18 protein-coding genes are annotated in these 26,729 nt (G+C 68.9%); 10 read left to right on the top strand and 8 right to left on the bottom strand.

Annotation, left to right across the window (positions count from 1 at the left end):
• Positions 1–83: 83 nt before the first annotated feature.
• The 5 genes from KIP79_RS23895 to KIP79_RS23875 all read right to left on the bottom strand — a co-directional run bounded on the left by KIP79_RS23895 (position 84) and on the right by KIP79_RS23875 (position 7,639).
• Positions 84–431 carry a hypothetical protein gene (locus tag KIP79_RS23895; RefSeq protein WP_214107133.1) on the bottom strand — a complete coding sequence of 116 codons (348 nt, stop codon included), beginning with the start codon at positions 429–431 and terminating at the stop codon, positions 84–86.
• Between the two features lie 63 nt (positions 432–494).
• Positions 495–1,901 (bottom strand): tryptophanase, encoded by a 1,407-nt coding sequence (locus KIP79_RS23890; protein WP_214107132.1) that lies wholly within the window; start codon positions 1,899–1,901, stop codon positions 495–497.
• Between the two features lie 26 nt (positions 1,902–1,927).
• Positions 1,928–3,025, bottom strand: coding sequence for a type 2 isopentenyl-diphosphate Delta-isomerase (fni, locus tag KIP79_RS23885; protein ID WP_214107131.1), 1,098 nt, complete (start codon positions 3,023–3,025; stop codon positions 1,928–1,930).
• Positions 3,022–4,143, bottom strand: a complete 1,122-nt coding sequence (locus tag KIP79_RS23880) for a tryptophan dimethylallyltransferase family protein (RefSeq protein WP_214107130.1) — start codon at positions 4,141–4,143, stop codon at positions 3,022–3,024. The genes fni and KIP79_RS23880 overlap by 4 nt, the downstream gene beginning before the upstream one ends.
• Positions 4,144–4,702: 559 nt before the next feature.
• A complete protein-coding gene (locus tag KIP79_RS23875; protein WP_214107129.1) occupies positions 4,703–7,639 on the bottom strand; it encodes a helix-turn-helix transcriptional regulator in 2,937 nt (978 codons plus the stop codon).
• 352 nt (positions 7,640–7,991) lie between these two features.
• Between KIP79_RS23875 and KIP79_RS23870 the strand changes: the two genes are divergently transcribed.
• The 6 genes from KIP79_RS23870 (at position 7,992) to KIP79_RS23845 (ending at position 20,101) form a co-directional block, all read left to right on the top strand.
• Entirely contained in the window at positions 7,992–9,071 is a 1,080-nt protein-coding gene (locus tag KIP79_RS23870) for an FAD-binding protein (RefSeq protein ID WP_214107128.1), read from the top strand.
• A gap of 67 nt (positions 9,072–9,138) precedes the next feature.
• Complete coding sequence (locus KIP79_RS23865; RefSeq protein WP_214107127.1) at positions 9,139–10,491, top strand: FAD-dependent oxidoreductase; 1,353 nt, start codon at positions 9,139–9,141, stop codon at positions 10,489–10,491.
• Positions 10,492–10,659: 168 nt separating this feature from the next.
• The gene (locus KIP79_RS23860) at positions 10,660–11,625 is read left to right on the top strand and encodes a methyltransferase (protein WP_214107126.1); all 966 of its coding nucleotides are present in this window, start codon (positions 10,660–10,662) and stop codon (positions 11,623–11,625) included.
• A gap of 167 nt (positions 11,626–11,792) precedes the next feature.
• On the top strand, positions 11,793–13,193 hold the full coding sequence (locus tag KIP79_RS23855; protein WP_214107125.1) for a tryptophanase: 1,401 nt from the start codon (positions 11,793–11,795) through the stop codon (positions 13,191–13,193).
• Between the two features lie 182 nt (positions 13,194–13,375).
• A complete protein-coding gene (locus tag KIP79_RS23850) occupies positions 13,376–16,642 on the top strand; it encodes an ATP-binding protein (protein WP_214107124.1) in 3,267 nt (1,088 codons plus the stop codon).
• 135 nt (positions 16,643–16,777) lie between these two features.
• Positions 16,778–20,101 (top strand): ATP-binding protein, encoded by a 3,324-nt coding sequence (locus KIP79_RS23845; protein ID WP_214107123.1) that lies wholly within the window; start codon positions 16,778–16,780, stop codon positions 20,099–20,101.
• A gap of 2 nt (positions 20,102–20,103) precedes the next feature.
• On the opposite strand, the gene KIP79_RS23840 is transcribed toward KIP79_RS23845, so the two are convergent.
• From KIP79_RS23840 to KIP79_RS23830, 3 genes are all read right to left on the bottom strand, one after another.
• Positions 20,104–21,612 carry a multicopper oxidase family protein gene (locus tag KIP79_RS23840; protein WP_214107122.1) on the bottom strand — a complete coding sequence of 503 codons (1,509 nt, stop codon included), beginning with the start codon at positions 21,610–21,612 and terminating at the stop codon, positions 20,104–20,106.
• 12 nt (positions 21,613–21,624) lie between these two features.
• On the bottom strand, positions 21,625–22,083 hold the full coding sequence (locus KIP79_RS23835) for a hypothetical protein (protein ID WP_214107121.1): 459 nt from the start codon (positions 22,081–22,083) through the stop codon (positions 21,625–21,627).
• A 116-nt stretch (positions 22,084–22,199) separates the two neighbouring features.
• The gene (locus KIP79_RS23830; protein WP_214107120.1) at positions 22,200–23,813 is read right to left on the bottom strand and encodes an isovaleryl-CoA dehydrogenase; all 1,614 of its coding nucleotides are present in this window, start codon (positions 23,811–23,813) and stop codon (positions 22,200–22,202) included.
• Positions 23,814–23,927: 114 nt separating this feature from the next.
• Here KIP79_RS23830 and KIP79_RS23825 point away from each other — a divergent pair, with 114 nt between their 5' ends.
• The 4 genes from KIP79_RS23825 to KIP79_RS23810 all read left to right on the top strand — a co-directional run bounded on the left by KIP79_RS23825 (position 23,928) and on the right by KIP79_RS23810 (position 26,692).
• The gene (locus KIP79_RS23825; RefSeq protein ID WP_214107119.1) at positions 23,928–24,473 is read left to right on the top strand and encodes a sigma-70 family RNA polymerase sigma factor; all 546 of its coding nucleotides are present in this window, start codon (positions 23,928–23,930) and stop codon (positions 24,471–24,473) included.
• Complete coding sequence (locus KIP79_RS23820) at positions 24,473–25,357, top strand: maleylpyruvate isomerase family mycothiol-dependent enzyme (protein ID WP_214107118.1); 885 nt, start codon at positions 24,473–24,475, stop codon at positions 25,355–25,357. Before KIP79_RS23825 ends, KIP79_RS23820 begins: the two co-directional genes overlap by 1 nt.
• Before the next feature lie 76 nt (positions 25,358–25,433).
• Positions 25,434–26,015 carry a winged helix-turn-helix domain-containing protein gene (locus tag KIP79_RS23815; protein WP_214107117.1) on the top strand — a complete coding sequence of 194 codons (582 nt, stop codon included), beginning with the start codon at positions 25,434–25,436 and terminating at the stop codon, positions 26,013–26,015.
• Positions 26,012–26,692, top strand: a complete 681-nt coding sequence (locus tag KIP79_RS23810) for an SRPBCC family protein (RefSeq protein ID WP_214107116.1) — start codon at positions 26,012–26,014, stop codon at positions 26,690–26,692. Before KIP79_RS23815 ends, KIP79_RS23810 begins: the two co-directional genes overlap by 4 nt.
• The last annotated feature ends 37 nt before the right edge of the window (positions 26,693–26,729 follow it).

Here is a 26,729-nt window from a genome sequence, read left to right as displayed (position 1 = left end):
TATCCCCGCCCATCGACACCCGTCCACCTCCGCAGAACGGCTACAGAACGGCGCGGTGAAATCACCCTCAGACAACCATGGACTCAACAAGAACGCCAGACACTACAAAGATCACCAACAGCATCCGGAATTTGTGCCAGAGCCACCTTGCGATGACCGTTGACGTAGTCCACCGAGTTGGAGCCGTTGTCGGAGAGCACCGCCCCGCGCGACAGCATGCCCACGGAGAAACCGGGGAACCACCTGTCCAGCTGCACTCTGCCGGCGTCCAGCAGAACGTGCAGGTGCGCGCTCTGCGGAACACCGGACCGAGGGCGGTCCACCGGCAGGTCGTCGCGTTCGATGATGGTCACGTCGTCGAAGTAGTCACTCAGCACCCGGGCTGCCATCACTCCGCCGATGCTGCCCCCGAGGACGATTGCCCGCCTCATTCCTTCTCCTCACTGAAAAGCGGGCCGCAACATCCGCAGATGTGCGCGCCCGCAAAATTGTCACTAGCCAAGGGGAGCAAATCGAATAAAGAAGTGACCCATGGTTTCCGGCAGGTACGTGATGCGGTAGCCCTTGTTTCCCGGCGCCTTTCTCTTCACCTCGGCGACGACGTTGGCGACGTACTCAAGGTGTCCCTGGGTGTAGGTGCGTCGAGGGATCGCCAGCCGCGAGAGCGCGAAGGGCCGTTCAACGATCTCCCCGCTCTCGACGTCTATGGTCTTCAGGGTGAAGAGTGATCCGCCGATCCGGATTCCCCCTTCCAGGTACATGTCCGCGGCGAACGCCACTGCGGGAAGCTGTTCGGCCGAAAGATGCGGATATATCGATGCCGCATCGATGAAAACACCGGAGCCTCCGGTGGGCATGCTGACGGTGACGTCCGCCTCGGCGATGCGCTTCCCGAGATAGGCCGTCTGCCGGATACGGTGAGCCAGATATTCCTGGTCCATCGCCTCGTGGAGCCCGACGGCCATCGCCTCAAGATCGCGGCCGGCGAGACCGCCGTACGTCGGGTAGCCCTCGTGGAGGACGAGAAGTTCTTTGGCCCGGGTGGCGAGCACCTCATCGCGAAGTGCGAAAAATCCGCCAATATTGACGTTGGCGTCCTTCTTGGCACTCACCCAGCAGCCGTCTCCGTAGGAGAACATTTCGAGCACGATGTCGGAGATGGCGGCGTCGGCGAACTCCGGCTCTCGCTGCTGAATGAAGTAGGCGTTCTCCGCCACACGGCAGGCGTCGAAAAGAACCATGACACCGTACTGGTCCGCGAGTTTTTTGACGCCGCGGATGTTCTCCATTGACACGGGTGCGGAGCATGCCATGTTGTTGACCACGGTGATCAGAATGAAGGGCACCCGGGTATGGTGGCGTTCGAGCGCCAACTCGAGCTTCTTCAAATCGAAGTTCCCCTTGAAGTCACCCGGTGTGCTGAAATCCCATACCAAGTCGCCGACACAGTCCACGGGAACGCCCTGCCTGTGGAGAATGTGACCCCGAGTCGTGTCGAAATGCGTGTTGCCGAGGACGATGTCCCCCGGGCGTACCAGCAGTTCGGTGAGGATCTTCTCCGCGGCTCGCCCCTGGTGGGTCGGGATGATGTGTGGATAGCCGGTGACCTCCCGGCTTACGGCTTCGAACCTGAGATAGCTTCTGGACCCGAAATATGATTCGTCGCCCCGTAGGAGTGCGGCCCATTGATTGTCGCTCATGGCGCCGGTGCCGCTGTCCGTCGTCAGGTCGATGAACACATCGGCGGCGTCGATACGAATGCTCAGGTAGTCGGCCGCCGCGAGCAGCGCCTCCCTTTCGGCCCGGTCCGGCAGACGTATCCGCTCGGTGACCTTGATCCGGTAGGGCTCCGCCAGCGCCGCCCAATCGTGGCGTTCGACGGCAAGCCGCGAATCTTCCATGCCGCACTCCATAGTCATGTCGAGGGTCAGTGCTTCGCCGCCACCGCTGGAACCCCGTGAGCGATGGAATTCACGACAAGAGTTCGCTGCCAGTCGGTCAGCGGGGGGCGGATGAGTTTGGGAGCGTGGCGTATTTCGTTCGCCCCGGCGCACCCGGTGAGGAGGGTGACGTGACGGATGCCGTCGATGAACCGGTCGAGTGCCTCGGTGGCGGCCGGTGCGCCGCCGGCGTCCCAGGCGCGCAGCAGCGGCAAGGCCATGCCGACCAGGTCGGCGCCGAGAGCCAGGGCGCGTGCCGCGTCCAGCCCGGTACGGATGCCGCCGGAGGCGATGATGACGGGCGCCTCGCCGAGGATGTTCCGGCAGGCCAGGGTGGCGGCCGCCGTCGGGATGCCCCAGCGGGCCATGTCCTCATCCTCATGGTTTCCCGGGGTGCGGAGTTGTTCGACGCGAACCCAGGAGGTGCCACCGGCCCCGGAGACATCGATCACGGTCACCCCGCAGTCGATCAGGCGCCGGGCGACGGCAGGGGAGATGCCACAGCCGGTCTCTTTGACCAGCACGGCGCCCTCAAGCCGCTGGACGAGGCGTTCGACAAGTGCGTATCCGCCGCGGAAGTCGCGGTCTCCTTCGGGTTGGGTCAGCTCCTGCGCGACGTTGAGGTGCAGCGCCATGCCATCCGCGTCGATGGCGTCCTTCAGTCTGGCGACCCCGTCGGCGCCGAGCTGGTCGGCCTGCCGCAGGCCGATGTTTCCGATGATGGGAATGGAGGGCGCGACGTCACGTATCCGATAGGAGGCAGTGAGGGACGGGTCCTCCGCCATCGCACGCTGGCTGCCGACACCGAAGGCCACGCCGGCGTGCTGTGCGACGCTCGCGAGGTCCCGGTTGACCTGGGCGCCGCGTGGCGTTCCTCCGGTCATGCCGGTGATGACAAGGGGCGCTTTGATCCGTCGGCCGAACAGCAGTGACTCCAGGTTGATGTCGTCGACGCTGAGTTCGGGCATCGCGGAGTGGACGAGGTCCACGCAGTCCAGCAGGGTGCCGTTCGCCGTCGGCTCGACCCTTTCCGAGACGCACAGGTCGAGGTGCTGGTCCTTGCGCCGACCGGTGGCCCCGGTCATGCGGGGGTGCCTCGGTAGCCCTCGACCGAAAGGTACGCGGTCACGTGCGGCGCACCGGGGCCGAGTTTCCGGGAGACCCAGGCGATGAGTCCGGAGTCCGCGGTCAACGGCCGGTTGGCGACCGCGCGCACCGCGCGTTCCAACGCCTGCGCGTCCGACGCGGGCAGCATCCGATGGATGCGCCGGACAAGAGTCTGGTCGTTGTCGACGTGGCAGCGGACCGGCAGGTGCAGGGTCCCCTGCGTCGGGCGTTCACGGTCGCGGGACGTCATGCCCCAGCAGATCAGGGGGCGGCGCTGGTCGAAGATCGTGCCGGGACCCAGCAGGTCGTCACTGAACTTCCGCGCCGTCCCTGGCACATAGCCCGGAAGAGGGATGAGGTAGTCGTCCAGGGAGGCGGCGTCCCGTGCCGCCGCGCCCCCGTACACCTTGATGCGGGAGTCGTCGGCGTCCGTGAGATCCAGGGAGACGAAGGGAATCGGGATCCTCGGGTTCTCCAGCGCGTGACGGCTCAGCCAGGTCCAGCCCGCCGCGTAGCCGAGCCGTTCCATCGCTTCGGCCACCACGAGATAGGTGTTGTCGGCTCCGTCCGTGTTGGGATCGAAGTACGCCTTGATCATCGGCTGACCGCCCGGACGGATGACCGCTCCCAGCCACAGTCCGAACCCCGCGTCGCCGGACCGCGGCTCGAAGAGGTCGCGGACGATTTCGGCGCTGCTCAGATCGACCAGGCCCTGTTCTTCGAGAGACCGCAGTGTGGCCCAGCCCGCCACCCAGTTCGACACCGGGTTCGTCGGCTGCTGTGGCGACTGCGGTTCGACGAGCAGGCGCACTTCCGGCCGGGGGGCCGCCACCACCACCGAGTACTCGAACGGCGACCCGTCGTCGGTGATGTCGGTGGAGGTGGGAGGGGTGATTCCAAAGCGTCGCGAATACCAGTCGCCGAGTAAGGCCGGGACCAGCTGATCCGCCGTTTCACGGCAGTCGTCAGGCAGTTCGAGCGCCTTGCAGAGCGCCCGCATACCGGCCGTCGCGACGTCGCCGAACCACTGTTCGGCAAGCGAGGGCCCGTTCACTTGGTTCAGATCTTCAGGGGTCTGGTCGATAAGCTTCGTCATGGTAAATTGCGTCCCCTCCGTGAGTGTGGCCGCGCGCCGCGCCGGCGCTGTGGGTACGATTTCTGCTGCTCTTGCCGGATCGGACTTCTGTCGAGGATCCGCACATTTGTTGTGGGGCCCGCCAAGCCATGCCGAAATAGCCGCCGGGCGGGATGATGAAATGCAGAGGAACGGCCCGATCCAACGGTCATGTCGCACCGTCGAGATTGGCGAAAGGTTAGAGATCGGAGGTCACGTTAATCTCATCCCGCAGTCAGAATCGCCTTGCCAGAGGAGGCCTTACATGGCAATTCTGCTGGTCTGACCGCGATATCGGGAGAGCCCACCGGTTAGCAGCAAGCTGCTTGGCAGCTTGTTTCCACCCCTCCGGTCCGGCCTCCCGGCAGCGCTTCGAGAGAGGTAGCGGCGGCGCGATCCGGATCTCGTTCAGAGACCGCGGGAAAGATGACAAGAGCCAGGTCACGGGGATTGTTGCCTGGCTCTGCGAGAAGGGCCGGGGGTGAGCTCCCACCCAGCATGGAAGATCATTGACCTGGTCTACGGCACGGGATTTCCGGTCTCACCGATTGAGAAACGCATCAGCCCTGGGGTACATGCCGGTCCGGCGCGCCGAAACACCCCGGACGTGGTCCCGCAGGCTGTGACGGTTACTGATACCCAATTTCGCGTAGATGTTCCGCAGATGATAGTCGACCGTATGTGTGCTGATGAACAGTTCGCCCGCGACCTCTTTGTTGGTCAGCCCGTTGCCCACGAGATGGGCGACATGGCGTTCGCGTTCTGTCATTCCCGCCAGTTTGTCGGCCGTGGACGGCTCAGGATATTGTGCGCCCGCGAGTCGCTCCTCGCACCGCTGTGCGAATGCGAATGCCGTGACACTCACGAATCGGTCGCGAGCGGCGACCAGCCAGGCGTAACCGTCCTCCGCATGATCCTCGGCGAGCAGAGCCGCGCCGTAGGCCTGTTCTGCGAACGCGCGATGGATCGGGTTCTCGTCGATGTGTGCGGGAGATCGCACGGCGCGCTCGTACATGTTTCGAGCGGTTCTGTGGTCGCCGTTCCGCTCCGCGAATCTGCCGCATAACCAGGACTGGGCGAGGCGGAGATAGGGGGTGTCCGCGGCGAGCGTCTTGAGGCGCTCCAGGGCTTTCTCCGCTTCGGCTTTCCGGTCGCACTCGATGAGCGCCTCCGCGTGCATCGGCGCCCACCACAACTCGAACAGCAGCTGCCCGGCGGTCTCCGGCAGGTCCGTCAGCGGACCCATCGCGTCCAGCGTCGCCCGATGGTCACCCTTGGCCTGGCAGATGGCGGCCTTCGCCATGACCACCCAGGCCAGGCAGCTCACGCCGAGCAGGGAGTCATCAGCCGTCCGGGCGCACCTCTCGGCTGAGACGAAGTCACCGCGTCCCGCGTGAACAGACGCGAGCAGTCCGTACGAATGCGCGTAGAGCCAGGGTCTGCCTTCGGTGGACTGGACCAGGATGGACTTCCGGGCGCTGATCACCGCGTCGTCCCAGGCGCCGGAGAGATACCGGATAAGGCTCAGGTGGATTTGCCCGAACTCGTCGAGCATGGACTGGCCGATCACCTTTCCGAGGTCCAGGCCGCTCTGGATGTCCTCGGCGCCGGACCGCAACTCGCCGGCCAGGGAACGGTAGATGCCGCGCCACATGAGGTGGTCCGCCTTGAAGTCCTCCGACTCGGACGGCGTCGGGCCGTAGGACTCATCCAACTGCCGCAGGGCCGCCCGCGCTCCGTGGAAGCCGGCACTGTAGATGAGGTTGATCTTGGCGCGGCGCGCCAAATGCAGGCCTAGTGAATTCATCCGCAGCACTCGTCGCGAGAATCGTGCGCCCTCCTCGCCCTGCCCATTGATGATGAAATACGTCCCCAGCCGGATACCTGCCATGGCGGCGGCCCACTCCATGTCCGGAGCGGCCTCGGCCGATTCCATCGCCTGTGCCAGTCGCACGTCCGAAACCGCGGAATCCCGCTGAGAGGTGGCGAAAGCCGCGATGACCAGATCCCGGAGCGTGGTGGGCTCGCATGAGCGCACCTCGTCCATCAACTGCTCCACCCGCGAGAACTTGTCGACCCAGATCAGATGGGCGGCGGCCGTCAGCAGCAGCCGCTCGCGCCGCTCGCGGTCGCTGAGGAGGTCGGCGGCCCAGAGCAGGTAGGTGGCGGCTCGTTCGACATCGCCGGTTTCGAGGGCCTTCGCCGCGGCCTCCTCCAACTCCGCGGCCAGGCCGGGAGACGTCGCGCCGGCGGCGGCGACCCGGTGCCGCCACCTGGCGGGTCCGCTCACCAGCGGAGCCGCCGCGGCGTGCAGCTCGCGAAGACGCTGCGGGGAGGTCGTGCTCACCACCGCGTCCCGCTGGAGGTCGTGCCGGAGCGACACACTGCTCGTCGGTCCCTCGGTACGGCGCTGGACGAACCCCGCGTCGATGAGGGGCTGGACGGCTGCCTCCGCGTCGTCCAGGCCCGCCACATGGCCGGCCAGCCGGAGCGGAACCCAGGTGTCCAGCACGGCCAGCGCTTCGAGAAGGGCCCGGGAATGCACCGGCAGGTGCCCGAACTGCCGGAGGGCCGCCGACAGCGGCCCTGGCACAGGAGCGGGGACGAGGCGAGGGTTGGTCATCTCCGCCAGGACCGTCTGCAGGTAGAGCGGATGTCCTCGTGTGACATGGTGGAGGGCCTCCGCCGTACCGGGCGGGAGGGAACGCCCGGCGAACTCCCGCTCCGCCCACTCGGTGACATCCTCCGGGGACAGCGTGTCCAGAACCAGGCGATGACCGTTGGAAATGCCGGCCACCAGCCGCCGCCAGTCCACGACGGCCGAGGAAACCTCTTCGGGGCGCAGCGCGAACACCAGGAGCACGCGGTCAGCCCACAAGCGCCGGATCACGAAGGCCAGCGCCCGCTGTGAGGAGTCGTCGGCCCAGTTCACGTCATCGACGACGATAGCGATCGGGCTCCCGGACTGAAGCTGGTCCAGCAGGCGGGTCAACTGTGCCCCCACCGAGAAGGGCGACATGTGGTTCCCGGGGTACGGAGTCAGCGCGTCCCGGCCGAGGAGCGTGAACCCCTCCAGCTGATCACCCGGTACGTACCTGGTCAGTTGGTCGACGACACCGAACGGAAGATCGGTTTCACTCCGGTCGCCGGTGGCCCGCAATACCAGGAAGTCATCCAGATCCTGCAACAGCCGATTGATCAGAGATGTCTTGCCGATCCCGGCCTCACCTTCGACGACCACCACCTCGGTCAGCCCGGAGCGGACCCGCTCGGCACATTCCCGGAAGCGGCCGAGCTCGTGGTCACGGCCGACGAAACGGCCGGGTTCGCCAGGTTGCCGGCTGTCGTCAGCCTGCCTCCATGACGGAGAGCCGAGATCGAGGGCCAGTCCATGAACTCCCCGTTCCCCGCGGGAGGAGACGACGCCCGATCGCCGCAGCCGGGAGGGAACGGTAACTCTCCAGTGATTCGGCCTCATGCGCCTGATTGTGGCGACACCACTTAGTGATGACTTGTCGCGCACCATGGGGGGTTGCACGGGACGGCGGAGGCGGTGACCTACGCGATTCACGTGGGTTGCGGAGCAGCTGGTACGTGAGTAGCCGCCCGCCGACTACGCGGTTCACGCGGGTTGCCGGGTAGTCGGCCCTGTGAGCATCGAGTAGTGGACGAGCCGGGAGACATGACCGTTTCCGCCTGGATCGCTCTCCGCCGGCGCTCCTCGCCGTGATCGTGTGCGCCGGGCGCACGCTCGCCAACATCCCCAGAGGGTTCACATGTCATCAGCTCATGTGCCGCTGCCCGGCACGCAACCATCCGAGAGAGGCAACTTGCTGCGCGGGCTCGCGTCGCAGCTCCGCGGCACTTTCACCACCACTCCGGAAGCCCTGGACAGCGCGTCCGACATCAGAAATCGACCAGCTGCCGTGGTCCGGCCACAGGACGTCGAGGACGTCATCACAGTGGTGAGATTCTGCCGGGAGCACGGGATTCCCGTCGCCGCGCGCGATCAGGGACAGTCGCAGGTCGCCGAGGGCATCGCCCTGGAGTTGAGCGGGCTCGCGGCCGTCCACGAGCTGGAGGAGGACCGCGTCACCGTCGGTGCGGGAATCCTGTGGAGCGCCGTCCTTGACCACACCCTGCCCCACCGGCGCACGCCTCCGGTGCTCACCGACCACCTCGGCCTCAGCGTCGGCGGCACGCTGTCCACGGGCGGCGTCGGCGGCAGCACCTTCCGCTACGGGCTGCAGATCGACAACACCTACGAGGTGCAGGTCGTCACCGGCGAAGGCGAACTCCTCACCTGCTCCCGATGGCGCAACAGGGACCTGTTCGGAGCGGTCCTCGGCGGCCTCGGCCAAAGCGGGCTCATCGTACGGGCGACCGTCCGCCTCGTCCCCGCCCCCTCACACGTACGCGTCTATACCCTGCCCTACGCGAACCTGGCGGACCAGCTCTCCGACCACCTGGCCGTCGCGAATAACCGGGGGGCGGACCACATCACCGGTCTGGCCCTGCCCGGCGCCGGGTCGCAATGCAACTACCACCTCCAGATGGTCTCCTACGTGACCGTGGAACGCCCGGCAGACGATCGTGTGCTCTCCGGGCTGAACTTCCAGCCCGGGCGGGACGCCGCGGTGGACTCCACCTACCGGGACTGGCTCCTACGAACGGGTTCCCAGCCGGACAAACTCGCCGTCCGTCGGCGCGACGTGGTCGTACCGGCATCCGAGACCCAGGCCTTCGCCACCGAAGTCATGGCCGAGGTGAGTCCGGCGGAGGTCGACCACCGCTTTCCGGTGGTCCTTTACGCCCTCGACCGCAGGAAGCTCACGCTCCCGTTGTTCCGCGTGCCGGACCAGGAAGACACGTGCTTCCTGCTCCGAATTCCACAGCTGTCCAACTCATGACAACCAAAACACCAGCGCATCGGCAAGACGCATCGACAAGACAAGGAGAACAGTGAGGGAGACACCGGTGGGAACCAACGACAGTGCGGTGGTGATCGGCGCAGGCATCGGTGGGCTTCTGGCGGCTCGCGTCCTGAGTGACGCGTTCCCGAGGGTCACCGTCTTCGATCGCGACGAACTGCCCGCTGCCACGGTCCCGCGGCGTGGAGTGCCGCAGGGACATCAGGCACAGGCCCTGCTGGCCAAGGGCTGCGAGATCGTTGAGGAACTCTTTCCAGGATTCACCGACGACCTGGTCGGCCGCGGCGCCACCGCGCTGGACATTCAGCAGGACGCTCGATGGTATTTCGGCGGGCGACTGTTGCGGGCGGCGCCGTCCGAACTGCGCGCTCTGGCGCTCAGTCGGCCACTGCTGGAGGGCTACCTGCGTGAACGGGTGGCTGCCCGGACAGGGGTCCAGATCAATGCGTCGTCCGAAGTGGTCGGCCTGCTGGCGGAGGAGTCCAACAGGTCGGTCAGGGGGGTCCGCGTCTTGCGCGGGGGCGCTGAGCAGGACTTCGACGCGGACCTGGTCGTCGATGCTTCCGGCCGTGGCAACCGGGGCGAGACCTGGCTGCGGAGCCTGGGTTACGAGCCGCCGCAGGAGGAACGAGTCGAACCCAAGCTGGCCTACAGCACACGCCAATACCGTCGTCCGCCGGGCGACGACACCGAACCCGTCATCGTCAATGCCACGGTGACCTGCCCTCGCGGCGGCATCGCCGTCTGGGCCGAGGGTGAGCGTTGGCTGGTCACCCTCACCGGCATGGGCGACGACACACCGTCCGCCGATCCCGAGGAGTTCACGGCCTTCGCGGCCGATCTGGCCAAGCCCGACATCTACCATCTCATCCGGCGGCTTGAACCGCTGGGACCGCCGAAACGCATGCGGATCCCCGCCAGTGTGCGCAGGCGCTATGAGCGGCTGCGGTCCCTGCCCGACGGATATCTGGCCTTCGCCGACGCCCTGTGCCAGTTCAATCCCGTGTACGCCCAGGGAGTGACCGTCGCGGCCGCTGAGGCGATGGAACTGCGGCATTGCCTGGCGCAGGGTCGCGACAAGCTCGCCCCTCGGTTCTTCAAAGCGGCGAGTAAGGTGATCGACGCCGCATGGGACATGTCCGTCACCGGCGATCTGGCCTACCCAGGGGTGGTCGGACAACGTACGGGACGGATCAGGTTCATCAACGGCTACCTCGACTGGGTGCACGCCGCCGCCGAGACCGACTCAGTGGTCGGGAATGCCTTCCTCAGCGTGGCGAACCTGATGACGCCGCCACAGTTTCTCTTCTCGCCGCCCATCTTGGGTCGTGTCCTTCGCCGACGGATCGGTAGAGGGACGGGTGCGCGGCCGGTGGCTACGGCCGGCATCACTGAATAACCACGACCTCCGACCCGGGTGAGTTCCGTGACTCGTCGCTCGGTTCACACCTGGAACAAGTCACCGGCGTCATGCCTCCCGTATTACCGGATAAGGAGAAAAATGTCTGCATCTCAGCACGAGGCGGCTACCGGGCTTCCCGTACACGCCCAGATGATCCAAATATTCATGGCTCCCTGGATCGCGCAGGCGGTTCGCGCGGCGGCTGAATTACATCTGGCCGACCACCTCGCCGAGCAGTCGCGTACCGCCTCCGACCTCGCCTCCCTGACCGGAACCCGGTCGGACGCTCTCTATCGCCTGCTCCGCGCGCTGAGCGCGGTAGGCGTTTTCGCGCAGGATGAGGACGGAAAGTTCGCGATGACTCCGCTCGGCGCGACGCTGAAGTCGGATACCGACGACTCCCTGCGCTATGCCGCCATCTACAGCGCCGCACAGTGGCACTGGGACGCGTGGAACCACATCGTCCACACCCTGAAAACCGGCGAGACAGGATGGAGTGTCGCGCACGGCGAGGACTACTTCCCCTTCCTGGAAAGGAACGAGGAGGCGGGGAGAATCTTCAACAACACCATGGTCGAGTTCGCGAGGCCAGTGCACCATGGGGTCACGGCGGCCTACGACTTCTCGCAGATCCGCACCCTCGTGGATGTGGGCGGCGGCCAGGGCGCGCTACTGACGTCGATCCTGCAGGCGAATCCCGGCCTGGCGGGCATCCTTTTCGATGCGCCCAACGTTCTCGACCAGGCGAAGCCCTTCCTGGCGGAGGCCGGCATAACCGACCGCGTCGAGCTGGCCTCGGGTAGTTTCTTCGAGACCGTTCCCAGTGCCGATGGCTACATCCTGTGCCACATCATGCACGACTGGCAGGACGAGCCGGCGCGGACGATCCTGACGAACATTCGCCGGGCGATAACTGAGAACGGTCGGCTCCTGCTGGTCGATTCCGTCATCCCGGAGGGCGGCGAGTTCTCGCCCGGGAAGATCCTTGACCTGGAAATGATGGTCGCCGTGAACGGGCGTGAGCGCACCGAACAGGAATTCCGCGACCTCCTCGGCAAGGCCGGTTTCCGGCTGGCGCGTGTGATCCCGACGGCAAGTCAGTCGTCCATCATCGAAGCCGTCCCCGCATAAGACTCCGAGGGTCCGGAATATCGGAACGGGAGGGCGAACGCCAAGGCCTGGAAAGAGCACTTGGTGTTACTGAACCGGGGCCTGTGCCGATCCATCGGCACAGGCCCTATGCCATACCTGCCCGTTTCCAGAGGGAAAACCCGCCAGTGCACAGAGAGGCCAAATTGATGATCGATCGACATGGGGAGATACCGAAAAAACCCGTCCAGGAACCGTACCGGACGAAAGTCGTCGAATCCATCCGGCTCCCGTCCAGGGCCGAGCGGGAGCAACTTCTCCGGGATGTCGGGTACAACCCGTTCTACCTCAAGTCCCAGGACGTCTACATCGACCTGCTGACCGACAGCGGCACCGGAGCCATGAGCGATACGCAGTGGGCCGCACTGATGGTCGGTGACGAGACATACGCGGGGTCGCGTAGCTACGACGACTTCGAGCAGACGGTCCGGGACATCACCGGATACGACCACATCGTGCCCGTGCACCAAGGGCGTGCCGGAGAGCACCTGGTGATGCAGAGCATCGCCAGGCCGGGCGGCATCGTCCTCAGCAACACGCTTTTCGACACGACCCGGGCCCATGTCGAGTATCGGGACGCGCTACCCGTGGACCTGCTGGCCGACATCGCCTGGGATTTCGACGAGCCGCACCCGTTCAAGGGAAACTTCGATCTCGACAAACTTCGGGCTGCTCTGGAGCATCACCACGGCCGGGTGTCGGCCGTTGTCGCGACCCTCGTCAACAATCTCGCCTGTTCCTCGCCCGTCTCGCTCGAGAACATGAGAGGCGTCCGTGAACTCGCCGACCGGTTCGGCGTCCCGGTCTTCATCGACGCGTCGCGGTTCGCCGAGAACGCCTGGCTGGTGACCCAGCGTGAGGACGGCCAGCGCGGGCGCCCGGTCGCCGATGTCGCCCGGGATTTCTTCGCGCTGGCCGACGGCTGCTGGATGAGCGCCAAGAAGGACGGCCTGGTCAACATCGGCGGTTTCATCGCCGTGCGGGATGACCAACTCGCGGACGAGTGCCGGCAACGACTGGTGCTGTTCGAGGGCTTCCCCTCCTACGGCGGCCTCGCCGGCCGAGACCTGCAGGCCCTGTCGATCGGGCTGCGCGAGGCCCTGAATGAGGACTACCTCCGGCACCGGGTCGCACAGATCGAATATCTGCACGACGGCATGCGCGAGATCGGCGTGCCGGTCAGCACTCCCGCCGGAGGCTCCGGTGTGTACGTCGACGTGGCCAGGCTCTACCCGCATCTCAACCCGGACGACAACCCGGGCATCACGTTGATCGCCGACCTCTACCTGCACGGCGGCGTGCGGATGTCCGCCGGAGTGTTCCATCTCACCACCGTCGATCCCACCAGCGGCAGCCTGGTGAGCAGGGACTTTTCCTGCGCCCGGCTCGCGTTGCCGCGACGGGTCTACGGAAAGGCCCATCTCGACCACGTCATCGAAGCGATGGGGGACGTGGTCGACGGGGCTCACGAATCTCCCGCCTACAAGCTCGTGAAAGCTCCGCGCGTCCTCACCCATTTCTTCGCGCGGTTCGAACCCGTCGCAACGTAGTAGCGGCCACATGACTGTGGGCATCCGCCATGAACCGGAGGATGCCCACATCTGCGGGCTCGCGATGACCTGGGCCAATGCTTGACGAGTTGGAGTCCTTCCAGCGGATGAGGGCGTTGGTCACTGACGCGCTCCCTCCGGTTCATGGCGAGCACGGGAATGAGCCCTATGCTTCTCTAGAAATGGTGCGTTTCGGGGTTCTCGGGCAGTTACGTGCCGAGGTCGACGGACGGCCGGTCGATATGGGCCCGCCGTTGCAGCGGGCGGTGATCACAAGGCTGATCTGCGCCGGCGAACATGTCGTCTCCACCGACCGGTTCATCGACGATCTGTGGCAGGGCCAGCCGCCGGCCAGGGCGCTGAGCGCGCTCCAGGTCTACGTCTCCAATCTCCGCCGCGTGCTGGAACCGGAGAGGGCGCCGCGGACCCCGGCCACTGTCCTGGTGAGCGCTCCGCCCGGATACCGGCTGCAGCTCGACGCCGACGCGGTCGACGCGTGGCGGTTCCCCAAGCTCGTGGAAGCCGCGGTGGCCCTGCTCGGCGAGGGGGAGCCGGCCAAGGCGCAGCAGGTGCTCGACGAGGCCCTGGCGCTGTGGAAGGGCCCCGCCTTCGCCGAGTTCGCCGACGAGGACTGGGCGGCGCCCGAGGCGTCCCGGCTGGAGGAAATGCGGATCATGGCCGTCGAGTACCGCGCGGAGGCGGGACTCGCGCTCGGCCGTCACGCGGAGCTCGTGCCCGAGTTAGAGCGTCATATCGCCGCGCACCCGCTGCGGGAGAACGCGGTCCGGTTGCTCGCCCTCGCCTACTACCGCTCGGGGCGGCAGGCCGAGGCCCTGGCCTCGCTGCGCAGGACCCGGGCCACCCTCGCCGAGGAGCTGGGCGTGGATCCGGGGCCCGCACTGCGGGCGCTCGAGGTCGACATCCTCACCCACAGTGACGGACTCGCCGCGCCCATGGCCGTCGCCGCTCCGGCGCATCCCACCGCGCCGACCGCCCACATGATCGGCCGTGCGGCCGAGTTCGCCCGCCTGGTCGCCGCCGCCGAGCAGGCCAGGCAGGGGTTCAGGGTGGCCTGGCTCGGCGGGGAACCCGGCGAGGGCAAGAGCACGCTCGCCGACTCCCTGGTGCGGCGTCTCGGTGACGAGGGCTGGCCGGTCGCCGTCGGGCGGTGCCCGGAGACGCTGGGTGGCGTGCCGCCCGCCTGGGCGTGGAGTGAGGTCCTGCGGGACCTGTTCTCCGTGTGTCCTCCGGAACCCGGGATCGAGGCACGGCTGGCGCCCCTGTTGCGGGAGGATTCCGCTGAGGTCGGCCAGTTCTGGCTGGCCCAGGCCGTCGGGGACTACCTGGAGAGCGTGCCGGGGCCGCTGCTGCTGGTGCTGGAGGATGTGCATCGTGCCGACGACGCGACGCTCCAGCTGCTGCGTCACCTGGCGGCCAGGCTCGCCGGCACCCCTGTCCTGGTGGTCCTGACGCACCGGCCCTCCGAGGCGGGGGAGGACCTGACGGCGGCGGCGGCCGCGCTCGCCGTGCAGACGGCGGAGAACGTGACCCTGCGAGGGCTCGACGAGGACGACGTCCGCCGCCTGCTGATGGCACGATCAGGCGGCCTGGAGGTGGACGCCGCGACGGCCAGGACGGTCGCCGAACGGACCGGGGGCAATCCGCTGTTCGTGGCCGAGACGGCCAGGTTGCTGGCGACCGAGGGGATGTCGGCGGCCCAGTCGCTGCCGCCCGGCGTCCGCGACCTCATCCGCAGGCGCATCGCCCGTCTGCCCGCGAAGGCCCAGACGACCCTGCGCAACGCCGCGGTCATGGGGCGGGACGCCGATGTCGACGTGCTGATCGCCGTCCAGGACGCCGATGAGGAGACCGTGCTCGACGGCCTGGAGGCGGGTGTGCTCACCGGGCTGCTCACCGAACCCGCTCCAGGGCAGGTCCGCTTCACGCACGTTTTGGTCCGGGAGGCCCTTTACGAGGACATCGCCCGGCTGCGCCGTACCAGGCTGCATGCCAAGGTGCTCGCCGCGCTGGAGCGGCTGCGGCCGGGCGATGTCGGCGCGCTCGGCTACCACGCGCTGGCCGCCGCCACCGCGGCCACGGCCCGCGACGCCGCCGAGTACGCGGGGAGAGCGGCGACCCAGGCCTCCGCCGTGTACGCCCACCGGGAGGCGGCGGTCCTGCTGGAGGGCGCCCTGGACGCCCTCGACCTCGGGACGGAGCCCGCGGACGACACGAGGCTGGACCTGCTGTGCCGGCTGGTCTCGGCGCAGGGGAACGCGGGCGATCTCGCGCGGGCGGAGGTCAGTTGCCGACGAGCGCTGGCGGTCGCCCGGCGAATCGGCGACCCGCTCGCGATCGCCCGCGCCGCGGTGGCCAACGACGCGCCGGTGATCTGGATCTCGCAGACCGATTTCGAGGTCGACGTCGACCTTGTGGAGGCCATCGGGAGCAGCTTGTCCGTCGCGACCGGCGAGCTGCGCTGCCGCCTGCTCGCCGCCCTGGCGCGGGAGCTGGTGGGCCACGACGACGAGCTCACCGAAGCCGCGAGCGCCGAGGCCCTGGAGATCGCCCGCGAGCTTGGCGACCCCCGCCTCCTGTGCCTGGCGCTCAACGCGCGCTACTGGGTGGCGTTCGTGCCCGATCGCCGGGACGAGCTTGAGGCGCTCGGGCAGGAACTGCTCCAGGTCGCCACCCGCGGTGGCCTGCTCGGCTACCAGACGCTCGGGCACTACATCATGTGCAATGTCGCCCTCGGACGTAATGACTGGGCCATGGCCCAGCGGCACGCCGGACGGCTGGTGGAATCCTCCACCAGCGGTCAGCTCGGCCTCGCGCTGGCGATCATCGAATACCTTGGCGCCCTCCGGCATCTGCTGGACGGGGAGTTCGAACAGGCCGAGCGGGCCTACACGGTCGTGGGCGAGCGGGTGACGGAGGCCGGGCAGCCCAACGCCGCGATCTGGGTGAGCTTACCCAGATTCGCGGTACGCCTGGTGCGCGGCCGTACGCACGAGTCGGTGGCCGAGCTCGCCGCCGCCCGCGACCGTGCGCCGGGACTGATCGAGTTCTACGTCAGCGCCCTCATCGCCGCCGGGCACCTGGCGGAGGCCCGGTCGGTCTGGCCGGAGCGCCGCAGGCCGAGGCGGGACATCTTCCTGACGATGAACCTGACGCTCCGCGCGGGCAACGCCATGGCTCTCGGTTCCCGCGAGGTGGCCGAGGAGTGCTACCGGCTTCTCCTCCCGGCGCGGGCGGAGATGGCCGGTCTGCACTCCGTGTCGATCACGTTCGGGCCCGTCGGCCTCACGCTGGGCCGGCTGGCGGAGTACCTGGGGGATCCCGCCCGTGCCGCGGAACACTACGCCGTGGCCGCCGACGTCGCGGGGTTGCTCGACTCGCCCCACTGGCGGGACCAGGCGCTCAAGGCGCTCGCCGCGGTGCGTCCCTGACGTCATGGTGAACTCGTCCAGCACCGGTTGTGGCATGCACCGATGCCGGGAACGGGATCAGCGTGATCTTCTGGAGACGGTCGGGTGGGGCCGTCCTGTTTATCCCGAGGAAATCGGCGATATTCTTCTCCCGAAATGGTGCGTTTGAGGGTTCTCGGGCAGTTCCATGCCGAGGTTGACGGACGGCCGGTCGATCTTGGCCCGCCGTTGCAGCGGGCGGTGATCGCCAGGCTGGTCTGCGCGGGCGAGCACGTGGTCTCCACCGACCGGTTCATCGACGGCCTGTGGCAGGGCCAGCCGCCGCCCAGGGCGCTGAGCTCGCTCCAGGTTTACGTGTCCAACCTGCGCCGCGCCCTGGAACCAGGGAGGGCGCCGCGGACCCCGGCCACCGTCCTGGTGAGCGCCCCGCCCGGATACCGGCTGCAGCTCGACGCCGACGACGTCGACGCCTGGCGGTTCCCCAAGCTCGTGGAAGCCGCGGTGGCCTTGCTCAACGAGGGAGATCCGGCCAAGGCGCAGCAGGTGCTCGACGAGGCCCTGGCGCTGTGGAAGGGTCCCGCCTTCGGCGAGTTCGCCAACGAGGAGTGGGCGGCGCCCGAGGCGTCGCGGCTGGAGGAGCTGCGGGTCATGGCCGTTGAGTACCGCGCGGAGGCGGGACTCGCGCTCGGCGGTCACGCGGAGATGGTGCCCGAGCTGGAGCGTCATATCGCCGCGCACCCGTTGCGGGAGAACGCGGTCCGGTTGCTCGCCCTCGCCTACTACCGCTCGGGGCGGCAGGTCGAGGCCCTGGCGTCGTTGCGCAGGACCCGGGCCACGCTCGCCGACGAGCTGGGCGTGGATCCGGGGCCCGCCCTGCGGACCCTCGAGGTCGAGATCCTCACCCACAGTGAGGCACTCGCCGCGCCCCGAGCCCCCGCTCCGGCGCGTGCCAACGCGCCCAGACCTGCCGCCCCGGCCCGTCTCACCGTGCCCAGGGCTGCCGCTCCGGCGCTCCTCACCGCGCCCAGCCACATGATCGGCCGTGCGGCCGAGTTCGCCCGCCTGGTCGCGGCCGCGGAGCAGGCCAGGCGTGGGTTCCGGGTAACCTGGCTCGGCGGGGAGCCCGGCGCCGGTAAGAGTACGCTCGCCGACTCTCTGATGCGCCGTCTCGGCGAGGAGGGTTGGCCGGTCGCCGTCGGGCGGTGTCCGGAGACGCTCGGCGGTGTGCCGCCCGCCTGGGCGTGGAGTGAGATCCTTCGGAACCTGTTCTCCGTGTGTCCTCCGGAACCCGGGATCGAGGCACGGCTGGCGCCCCTGTTGCGGGAGGATTCCGCTGAGGTCGGTCAGTTCTGGCTGGCCCGGGCCGTGGGGGACTATCTGGAGAGCGTGCCGGGGCCGCTGCTGCTGGTGCTGGAGGATGTGCACCGTGCCGACGACGCGACGCTCCAGTTGCTGCGTCACCTTGCGGCCAGGCTCGCCGACACTCCCGTACTGGTCGTCTTGACGCATCGGCCATCGGAGGCGGGCGAGGACCTGACGGCGGCGGCGGCCGCGCTGGCCGTGCAGACGGCGGAGAACGTGACCCTGGGCGGGCTGGACGAGGACGACGTCCGCCGCCTGCTGGCGGAACGATCCGGTATGGAGGTGGACGCGGCGACAGCCAGGACGGTCGCCGAACGAACCGGGGGTAATCCGCTGTTCGTGGCTGAGACAGCCAGGTTGCTGGCGACCGAGGGGGCGTCGGCGGCTCATTCGTTGCCGCCCGGGGTTCGTGATCTCATCCGCAGGCGCATCGGCCGCCTGCCCGCGACGGCCCAGACGACTCTGCGCAACGCCGCGGTGATGGGGCGGGACGCCGACGTGGACGTGCTCATCGCCATCCAGGATGCCGAGGAGGAGACGGTGCTGGACGGCCTGGAGGCGGGTGTGCTCACCGGGCTGCTCACCGAACCCAGTCCCGGGCAGGTCCGCTTCACGCACGTCCTGGTCCGGGAGGCCCTTTACGAGGACATCGCCCGGCTGCGCCGTACCCGATTGCATGCGAAGGTGCTCGCCGCGCTGGAGCGGTTGCGGCCGGGTGACGTCGGTGCGCTCGGTTACCACGCGCTGGCCGCCGCCACCGCGGCCACGGCGCGCGACGCGGCCGAGTACGCGGGGAGGGCGGCCACTCAGGCGTCCGCCGTCTACGCGCACCGGGAGGCGGCGATCCTGCTGGAGGGTGCCCTGGACGCCCTCGACCTCGGGACGGAGCCGGCCGACGAACTCCGGCTGGACCTGCTGTGCCGGCTGGTCTCCGCGCAGGCGAGCGCGGGCGATCTCGCGCGGGCGGAGGTCAGTCGCCGGCGGGCGCTGGCGGTCGCCCGGCGAATCGGCGACCCGGTCGCGGTCGCCCGCGCCGCGGTGGCCAACGACGCGCCGGTGATCTGGATCTCGCAGACCGATTTCGAGGTCGACATCGACCTTGTGGAGGCCATCAGGAGCAGCCTGCCCGCCGCGACCGGCGAGCTGCGCTGCCGGCTGCTCGCCGCCCTGGCGCGGGAGCTGGTGGGCCACGACGACGAGCTCACCGAAGCCGCGAGCGCCGAGGCCCTGGAGATCGCCCGCGGGCTTGGCGACCCTCGCTTGCTGTGCCTGGCGTTGAACGCGCGCTACTGGGTGATGTTCGTGCCCGATCGCCGGGACGAGCTTGAGGCGCTCGGGCAGGAACTGCTCCAGGTCGCCACCGGCGCCGGCCTGCTCGGCTACCAGACGCTTGGGCATTACGTCATGTGCAGTGTCGCCCTCGGAGGTAACGACTGGGCCATGGCCCAGCGGCACGCCGGACGGCTGGTGGAATCCTCCACGAGCGGTCAGCTCGGCCTCGCGCTGGCGATCATCGCCTACCTTGACGCACTCCGGCATCTGCTGGACGGGGAGTTCGAACAGGCCGAGCGGGCCTATGCGGTGGTGGGCGACCGGGTGACGGAGGCCGGACAGCCGAACGCCGACATCTGGGTGATCATTCCTAGATTCGCGGTACGCCTGGTGTGCGGCCGTACGCACGAATCGGTGGCCGAGCTGGCCGTCGCCCGCGACCGTGCGCCGGGACTGATCGAGTTCTACGTCAGCGCTCTGGTCGCCGCCGGGCGCCTGGCGGAGGCCCGGTCGGTCTGGCCGGAGCGCCGCAGGCCGAGGCGGGACATCTTCCTGACGATGAACCTGACGCTCCGCGCGGGCAACGCCATGGCTCTCGGCTCCCGCGAGGTGGCCGAGGAGTGCTACCGGCTCCTCCTCCCGGCGCAGGAGGAGATAGCCGGCCTGCACTCCGTGGCCATCACGTTCGGACCCGTCGGCCTCACGCTGGGCCGGCTGGCGGAGTACCTGGGGGATCCCGCCCGTGCCGCGGAACACTACGCCGTGGCCGCCGACGTCGCGGGGCTACTCGGCTCGCCACACTGGCGGGACCAGGCACGCAAGGCGCGCGCGGCGTTAGGTCCCTGACGTCACTCCGGCTGGTTGCGGGCCTCCCCACCCACGGTGAACGGTGTGGTGACTCCCTCGTACATCAGGTGGGCGATGAGCCCTTCGGCCGCGTGCGGCAGGTTGTGGCAGTGGTCCATCCAGATGCCGGGGTTGTCGGCGACGAAGGCGATCTCGTAGGAGTCGCCGTTGGCCACTTCCAGGGAGTCCACCCACCAGGGACTGCCCGTCGCGGGCACGCCGTTCCTGCTGAGCACCACGGCGTGGTGGCCGTGCAGGTGCATGGGGTGCGTCTCGCCGCTCTGGTTGGAGATGCGCATGCGCACCACGTCCCCTTCGGCGACCACGAACATCGGTACGTCGGGGAACATCCGCCCGTTGACGGTCCACCAGACGCCCGGCCGGCCGTCCAGGAAGCCGGGACGGCGCCCGATCTCGTACTCGAACCGCCGGTCGGGCCGGTCGGCGTCGAAGCCGATCGGGGCCGGCGCGCCGTAGGACAGGAGGTCCAGCGTCTTCGCGGGCCTGGGCACGGGGGGCGGGCCGGACGGTCCCCGACCGAGCACGAGGCCGGTGGGGCCGCCGATGTGGATCCGCACCGGGGAACCGTCCTCCGGCATGGTCACCTCGAGGTCGGCACGGGCTCCCGCGGTCAGTGAGATGGCGAGGTCGCGTACGGGATCGGGCTTGTTCAGGTCGGTGCCGTCGACGGCGACCAGCCGGAACGGGACGCCGGTCCAGATGGAGGTCTGGCCGTTCTCCGTGTTGATCACCCGGACCCGTACGCGGGCGCCGGGGGACGCCTCGACGTGGACGTCGCCCTCCCGCCCGTTGATCGTGCGGGCCCCGTCGTACAGGTGCAGCAGCGCCACCGTGTCCACCGTGCCGGCGGGCGGCCGCGGGGCCGGGGCCACCACCAGCGCGCCGAGCAGGCCCCGGCGGACCTGCTCGTGGGACACCTGGTGGGAGTGGTACCAGAAGGTGCCCGCCTGGTCGGCGACGAAGCGGTAGGTGAACGATCCGCCCATGGCGACCGCGTCCTGGGTCACCCCGGCGACCCCGTCCACGGAGTTGGGCACGTCGACGCCGTGCCAGTGCAGGGTGATGCCGTCCGGCACCGACTCGTTGACGAGCCGGACCTGCACCAGCTGTCCGACGGTGGCGTTGATGGCCGGTCCCGGCGAGGTGCCGTTCAGCGTGTACCCCTCGACGGAGCGGCCGGTGGCCAGCTGGAACCGCTGCTTGCGGGCGACCAGGGTGACCTCGACGTCGGCCTTGCGGTCGGGGTCGGCGGTGAAGGAGGTGAGGCTGCGCTCCGATCCTGCGGCCATGTGGGCTGCGTGTTCCAAGCCGTGTTCCAAGCCGTGTGCCGGGGCGCCGCCGTAGTCCGCGTACCCCATGTCCATGACGGAGTACGTGTCCGGCAGCAGACTGGCCTGCCAGAGCCAGAGCAGCGGACCGGCTATCGCGATGGTCGCGGCGCCCGCCAGCGCGAGGCGGAAGCGGGCGCCACGTCGGCGGGTCCCGGTCATGTTCGCGTGCGGTCAGCCGGCGTGCACGGGCTGCGCGGGCGCGCTCACGACCGCGGCGCGGCCCCGGCGGGCGGCGTAGAGAGCCGCGGTGAACAGCAGCAGCGCGTTGATGCCGTGCAGGGCGCCCAGGGGAGTGATCGAGTGACCGAGCAGGCCCAGGGTCACCTGGAGCGCGACCAGCACGACCACCAGACCGGCCGCCTTGACCGCTCCGGGGATCTTCGTGAAGAACGAGGAGATCAGGAGGAGCACCGCGATCACCGGGATGACCATCATCCCGTTGATGCCGTGGACCACGAAGGCGAAGAACTCGGGGAACTGCAGTGCGCCGCTCTCCGCGGTCGCCTTGTCGAGCACGCCGCCCTCTCCGATGTACACGAACAGACCGGCGTCGCCGAGGACCACCATCGACGCCTGCACGGCGACCTCGATCGCGATGAGGTAGGCGAGGACCTTGTAAACGATTTTCATGACGTGATTTCCATTCACCTGTCCCGACCGGTGTGCGTCCTCCGCACACCGGCTCTGCACAGGTGAAGTTAGGGAATCCGCCTTGGGGAACTCTTGTACATCAATTGGCCGGTCCGTTAAGTCCGCTCCAAGTGGCCGGCTTGGCCGATAAGGGCATCCAGGTCGATGTTCTGGAGGGCCCCGTACGCCGTGCTCCGGTCGGGCGACAGACGGGAGGCGCAGAACGCGTCGGCGACGGAGGTCGGGGCGTGGCGGATGAGGAGGGACGCCTGGAGGAGGAGGGCCATCTGCTCGGCCAGGTGGCGGGCGGCGGATTCGGCCGGATTGGTCAGGGATTTGCAGAGGTCGGTCACGGCGGTGGCGATGCGGGGGTCGTCGGCCAGATTCACCTCGGTGAGGTACGCGTCGAGGGATTCGGGGGTACGCAACGCGCGGAGCAGGTCGAGCGCGGCGATGTTGCCGGAGCCCTCCCAGATGCCGTTGAGCGGGGATTCGCGGAACAGCCGGGGTAGGCAGGAGTCTTCGATGTAGCCGTTGCCGCCCAGGCATTCGAGGGCTTCGGCGGCGTGGGCGGGGGCGCGCTTGCAGATCCAGTACTTGGCGGCGGCCAGGGCCGTACGGCGGAAGAGGGCCTCGGACGGGGAACCGGACAGGGCCCGGTCGGTGGCGCCGGCCAGGCGCATCATGAGCAGGGTGGCCGCCTCGGATTCGAGGTAGAGGTCGGCCAGGACGTTGCGCATGAGGGGCTGGTCGAGGAGGGGGCGGCCGAAGGCGTGGCGGTGGCGGGTGTGGTGGAGGGCCTGGGTGACGCCGAGGCGCATGCCGGCGGCGGAGCCGATCACGCAGTCCAGGCGCGTCATGTTGACCATGTCGATGATGGTTTGCACGCCCCGGCCCTCCTCGCCGACCAGGTGGGCGACGGCGCCGGAGTACTCGACCTCGGCGGACGCGTTGGAGCGGTTGCCCAGTTTGTCCTTCAGCCGCATCAGGTGCATCGCGTTGCGCGTGCCGTCGGGGAGGACGCGGGGGAGCAGGAAGCAGGACAGGCCGCCGGGGGCCTGGGCGAGGACCAGGAACGCGTCGCACATGGGGGCGGAGTTGAACCACTTGTGGCCGGTGATGGCGTAGGTGCCGTCGGCCAGGGGCTCGGCCCTGGTCGTGCCCGCGCGGACGTCGGAGCCGCCCTGCTTCTCGGTCATCGCCATGCCGGCGAGCACGCCCTGCTTGGCGGTGGCGGGGCGGAGCCCGAAGTCATAGGTGCGGGCGGTCAGCAGGGGTTCCCAGGTCGCGGCCAGGCCGGGTGAATGGCGCAGGGCCGCCACCGAGGCGTACGTCATCGAGATCGGGCACCCGTGCCCGGCCTCCACCTGGGACCACACGAAGAACTTGGCCGCCCGGGCCACGTGCGCGCCGGGACGTGCCGACGCCCACGGCGCGGCGTGCAGCCCGTGCTCCACGGCGACCGTCATCAGCGAGTGCCAGGCCGGATGGAACTCCACCTCGTCGACGCGGTTGCCGTACCGGTCATGGGTCCGCAGCACCGGCGGGTACTCGTTGGCCAGCCGCCCCCACTCCTGCGCCTGGGCGGATCCCGCCAGCACGCCGAGCCGCGCCAGCTCCTCCCCGGCCCAGCCGGCGCCCTCGCGGTCGAGCGCGGCGAGCAGGCCGGGATCGGCGGAAACGTCGTGGCCCGTGTACGGCGGCGGCTGATTCATGACAATGTGGTTCATTTCCGGACTCCTCACGATAAATCCATCTCAACATGTCACCCGAAACATCTCACGTGCACAGCCCGGAAAGTGCGATGCTCAGGTCGCGCGGATGATGTTCACAGGGAGGTGTACGTGGAGGCGCCGGTTGCCGACGACCGCCTGCTCCACCAGCGCGTCGTGGGCGGGGACGAGGACGCCCTCGGCGAGATCTACGACCGCTACGCCGCACTCATCTTCGGCCTCGTGGCCAGGGTCACCAGGGACCGGGCGGTCGCCGAGGACATCGCCCAGGAAGTCTTCGTGACCTTCTGGGAGCGTCCGCTGGCCTTCGACCCGGACCGGGGCAGCCTGCGCGCCTGGCTGGCCACCATCGCGCACCGCCGCGCGGTGGACCACGTACGGAGCGAGGAACGGCGCAAGGCCACCGTGCTCGGCCCCCGCGTCTACGAGCCCCCGGCGGAGCTCGCGGAGACCGTGCTCGACGCCGACGAGGCGCTCCGGGTCCGAGCGGCGGTGGTCGCCTTGCCGGACGGGCTGCGCCAGGTGATCGAGCTGGCCTACTACGGGGGGCGCACCTACCGCCAGGTGGCCGAGGACCTCGGCATCCCGGAGGGCACCGCCAAGACCCGCATCCGCCTCGGTCTGCGTAAACTGGCCGAATCACTTGGGGAGCGGTGATGAGCGTCGAACGTCTTTTCCTGGACGCGCTGGCCGAGCAGGCCACCGAGGTCCCCGGCTCCCGGTCCCGTCTGCTGGCCGCCGCGTCGGCGCGCCGCCGCCCCGCCCCGGCCGGTCCCGCCTGGGCCGCGCCGTACGCGGGACGGGTGGCCGCCATGGACGCCCTGCTGGCCTCAGCCGCCCGGTGGGACGAGGAGATCGTCGAAGGCTGGAACCTGCGCGAGCTGGTCGCCCACTTGGCGGCCAAGGACAGCCTGCTGGCCGCCGCCGTGGGCGCGTCCGTGCTGGGCCCGCCGATCGGCGTCGACGAGGCGCTGGCCCGGACCCGGGAGCTCCAGGAGTACGGGCAGGACCGCCCGGTGGACGAGACCCGGCGGATCTGGCGGGAGCAGGCCGACCTGCTCTGCGCGCGGCTGGCCGAGGTGGACCCGGACCGGGTCGTGCAGCCGGGTGGGGTGCCGTTCGCGGTCCGCGACCACGTGCTGGCCCGGATGCTGGAGACCTGGATCCACACCGACGACGCGGCCAAGGTCGCGGGGGTACGGCTGCCGCTTCCGATCGCCACCCACGTCCACCCGACGGCCGACTTCTGTGTTCGGCTGGTCCCGTGGACCATGCTGCTGTCCGGCTTCGAGGCGACCACCCGTTCGGTGCGGCTCACGCTGACCGGTTCCGGGGGCGGCGACTGGTACATGCCGCTGGACGTGGCGCACGTGGCGGGGGCGTACCAGGGGGAGACCACGGACGTCTCGCTCACCTGCGACGTGACCGCGTTCTGCTTCCTGCTGGGCGGCCGGGGGGACGGTTTCACCTGGGAGGTGGCGGGTGATCAGGCGCTGGCCACCGACCTGCTGACCGCCGCGCCCGCGCTGTCCGGTCCCTGAGATCTCAGTACGGCCGTGGTCGCCGTCGGCGCGGGCGTAATTGACAGATTATTTTGTCTAATGGCACGATGCGGGTGTGGCCGAGCTGGCGTTGGTGGACGAACCGGAGCGGGTGCGGGTGGCGCTGTCGCCGCCGCGCCGCCGGATCCTGGAGCGCCTGCGCGAGCCCGCCTCCGCCGCCCAGGTGGCCGCCGAGCTCGGGCTGCCCCGGCAGCGGGTCGGCTACCACTTCAAGGTGCTGGAGCAGGCCGGGCTGATCGAGCTGGTTGAGGAGCGGCCCCGGCGTGGTTGTGTGGAGCGGCTGATGCGGGCCACCGCCTCGGCCTTTCTGGTCGACCCCGGGGTGCTCAACGAGACGTTCACCGCGATCGCGGACCGGCACGCCGCCGAGCACCTGGTCGAGGTGGCCGCCGGCACGGTCCGGGAAGTGGCCCGGATGAGCGCCAACGCCGAGCGGCAGGGCGTGCGGCTGCTCACCTTCACCCTGGAGGCCGAGGTCCGGTTCGCCGAACCCGGCGACGTGCACGAGTTCACCGACCAGCTGGCCGCGGCCGTCGCCGAGGTGGCCGCCCGGTTCGACACCCCCGGCGGGCGCCGCTACCGGCTGGTGGCCGGGGGGCATCCCGCGCCGGCCGAGCCCCGAGGAGAGCGATCATGAGCGAGGAACCCTTCACCGTCGAGGTCACCGTCGCCGCGCCCGTCGACGCGGTCTGGCGGGCACTGCGCGATCCGGAGGAGATCCGGCGCTGGCACGGCTGGCACTACGACGGGCTGGACAAGGAAATCGAGATCATCTACGCGCAGGACGCCACCGAGTCGGCGGAGGAGCACTGGCTCCGCCTGGGCAGCGGGGACCTGTTCGAGCTGACCGATCTCGGCGGGGCAACCCGGATCAGGCTGACCCGGGCGCCGAAGGGGGCCAACCCGGAGTGGGACGCCTACTACGACGACGTCAACGAGGGCTGGATCACCTTCCTCCAGCAGCTCAGGTTCGCGCTGGAGCACCATCCGGGGGAGGAGCGCCGCACGGTCTTCCACTCCGGCGCGGGGGACGCCTTCGCGATCACCGGCCTGTCCGCCCTCTCGGCGGACTCCGGTTCGTACGCGCTGGAGGGCCTCACCGGGGAGATCTGGTACCGCTCGGCCAACCAGCTCGGCGTCACCGTCCGGGAGTGGGGGGACGGGCTGCTGGTGGCCGGGCGGAGCAGCGGCGCCGCGATGCTGGTCCTCACCACGTACGGGCTGAACGACGCCGCCCTCGCCGAGGTGGAGGCCCGCTGGGCGGGACGGCTCGTCAGCGATCAGACCGGTGACGGTGGCGAACAGGAGGGATGAATCCTCCCTGGGGAGGAGCGATCCCGCGCCCTCCCCG

It is taken from the genome of Acrocarpospora catenulata (assembly GCF_018476525.1).
Taxonomy (GTDB): domain Bacteria; phylum Actinomycetota; class Actinomycetes; order Streptosporangiales; family Streptosporangiaceae; genus Acrocarpospora; species Acrocarpospora catenulata.
This window is presented reverse-complemented; position numbering and strand designations above follow the sequence as displayed.

What these genes read in the sequence shown, in the direction of transcription:
- KIP79_RS23810 (WP_214107116.1), top strand. Translation starts at nt 26,012, where the DNA reads ATGAGCGAGGAACCCTTCACCGTCGAGGTCACCGTCGCCGCGCCCGTC.
- KIP79_RS23850 (WP_214107124.1), top strand. Translation starts at nt 13,376, where the DNA reads ATGGTGCGTTTCGGGGTTCTCGGGCAGTTACGTGCCGAGGTCGACGGA.
- KIP79_RS23875 (WP_214107129.1), bottom strand. Translation starts at nt 7,639, where the DNA reads ATGAGGCCGAATCACTGGAGAGTTACCGTTCCCTCCCGGCTGCGGCGA.
- KIP79_RS23845 (WP_214107123.1), top strand. Translation starts at nt 16,778, where the DNA reads ATGGTGCGTTTGAGGGTTCTCGGGCAGTTCCATGCCGAGGTTGACGGA.
- KIP79_RS23840 (WP_214107122.1), bottom strand. Translation starts at nt 21,612, where the DNA reads ATGACCGGGACCCGCCGACGTGGCGCCCGCTTCCGCCTCGCGCTGGCG.
- KIP79_RS23890 (WP_214107132.1), bottom strand. Translation starts at nt 1,901, where the DNA reads ATGGAAGATTCGCGGCTTGCCGTCGAACGCCACGATTGGGCGGCGCTG.
- KIP79_RS23855 (WP_214107125.1), top strand. Translation starts at nt 11,793, where the DNA reads ATGATCGATCGACATGGGGAGATACCGAAAAAACCCGTCCAGGAACCG.
- KIP79_RS23835 (WP_214107121.1), bottom strand. Translation starts at nt 22,083, where the DNA reads ATGAAAATCGTTTACAAGGTCCTCGCCTACCTCATCGCGATCGAGGTC.
- fni (WP_214107131.1), bottom strand. Translation starts at nt 3,025, where the DNA reads ATGACCGGGGCCACCGGTCGGCGCAAGGACCAGCACCTCGACCTGTGC.
- KIP79_RS23895 (WP_214107133.1), bottom strand. Translation starts at nt 431, where the DNA reads ATGAGGCGGGCAATCGTCCTCGGGGGCAGCATCGGCGGAGTGATGGCA.
- KIP79_RS23880 (WP_214107130.1), bottom strand. Translation starts at nt 4,143, where the DNA reads ATGACGAAGCTTATCGACCAGACCCCTGAAGATCTGAACCAAGTGAAC.
- KIP79_RS23820 (WP_214107118.1), top strand. Translation starts at nt 24,473, where the DNA reads ATGAGCGTCGAACGTCTTTTCCTGGACGCGCTGGCCGAGCAGGCCACC.
- KIP79_RS23830 (WP_214107120.1), bottom strand. Translation starts at nt 23,813, where the DNA reads ATGAACCACATTGTCATGAATCAGCCGCCGCCGTACACGGGCCACGAC.
- KIP79_RS23860 (WP_214107126.1), top strand. Translation starts at nt 10,660, where the DNA reads ATGGCTCCCTGGATCGCGCAGGCGGTTCGCGCGGCGGCTGAATTACAT.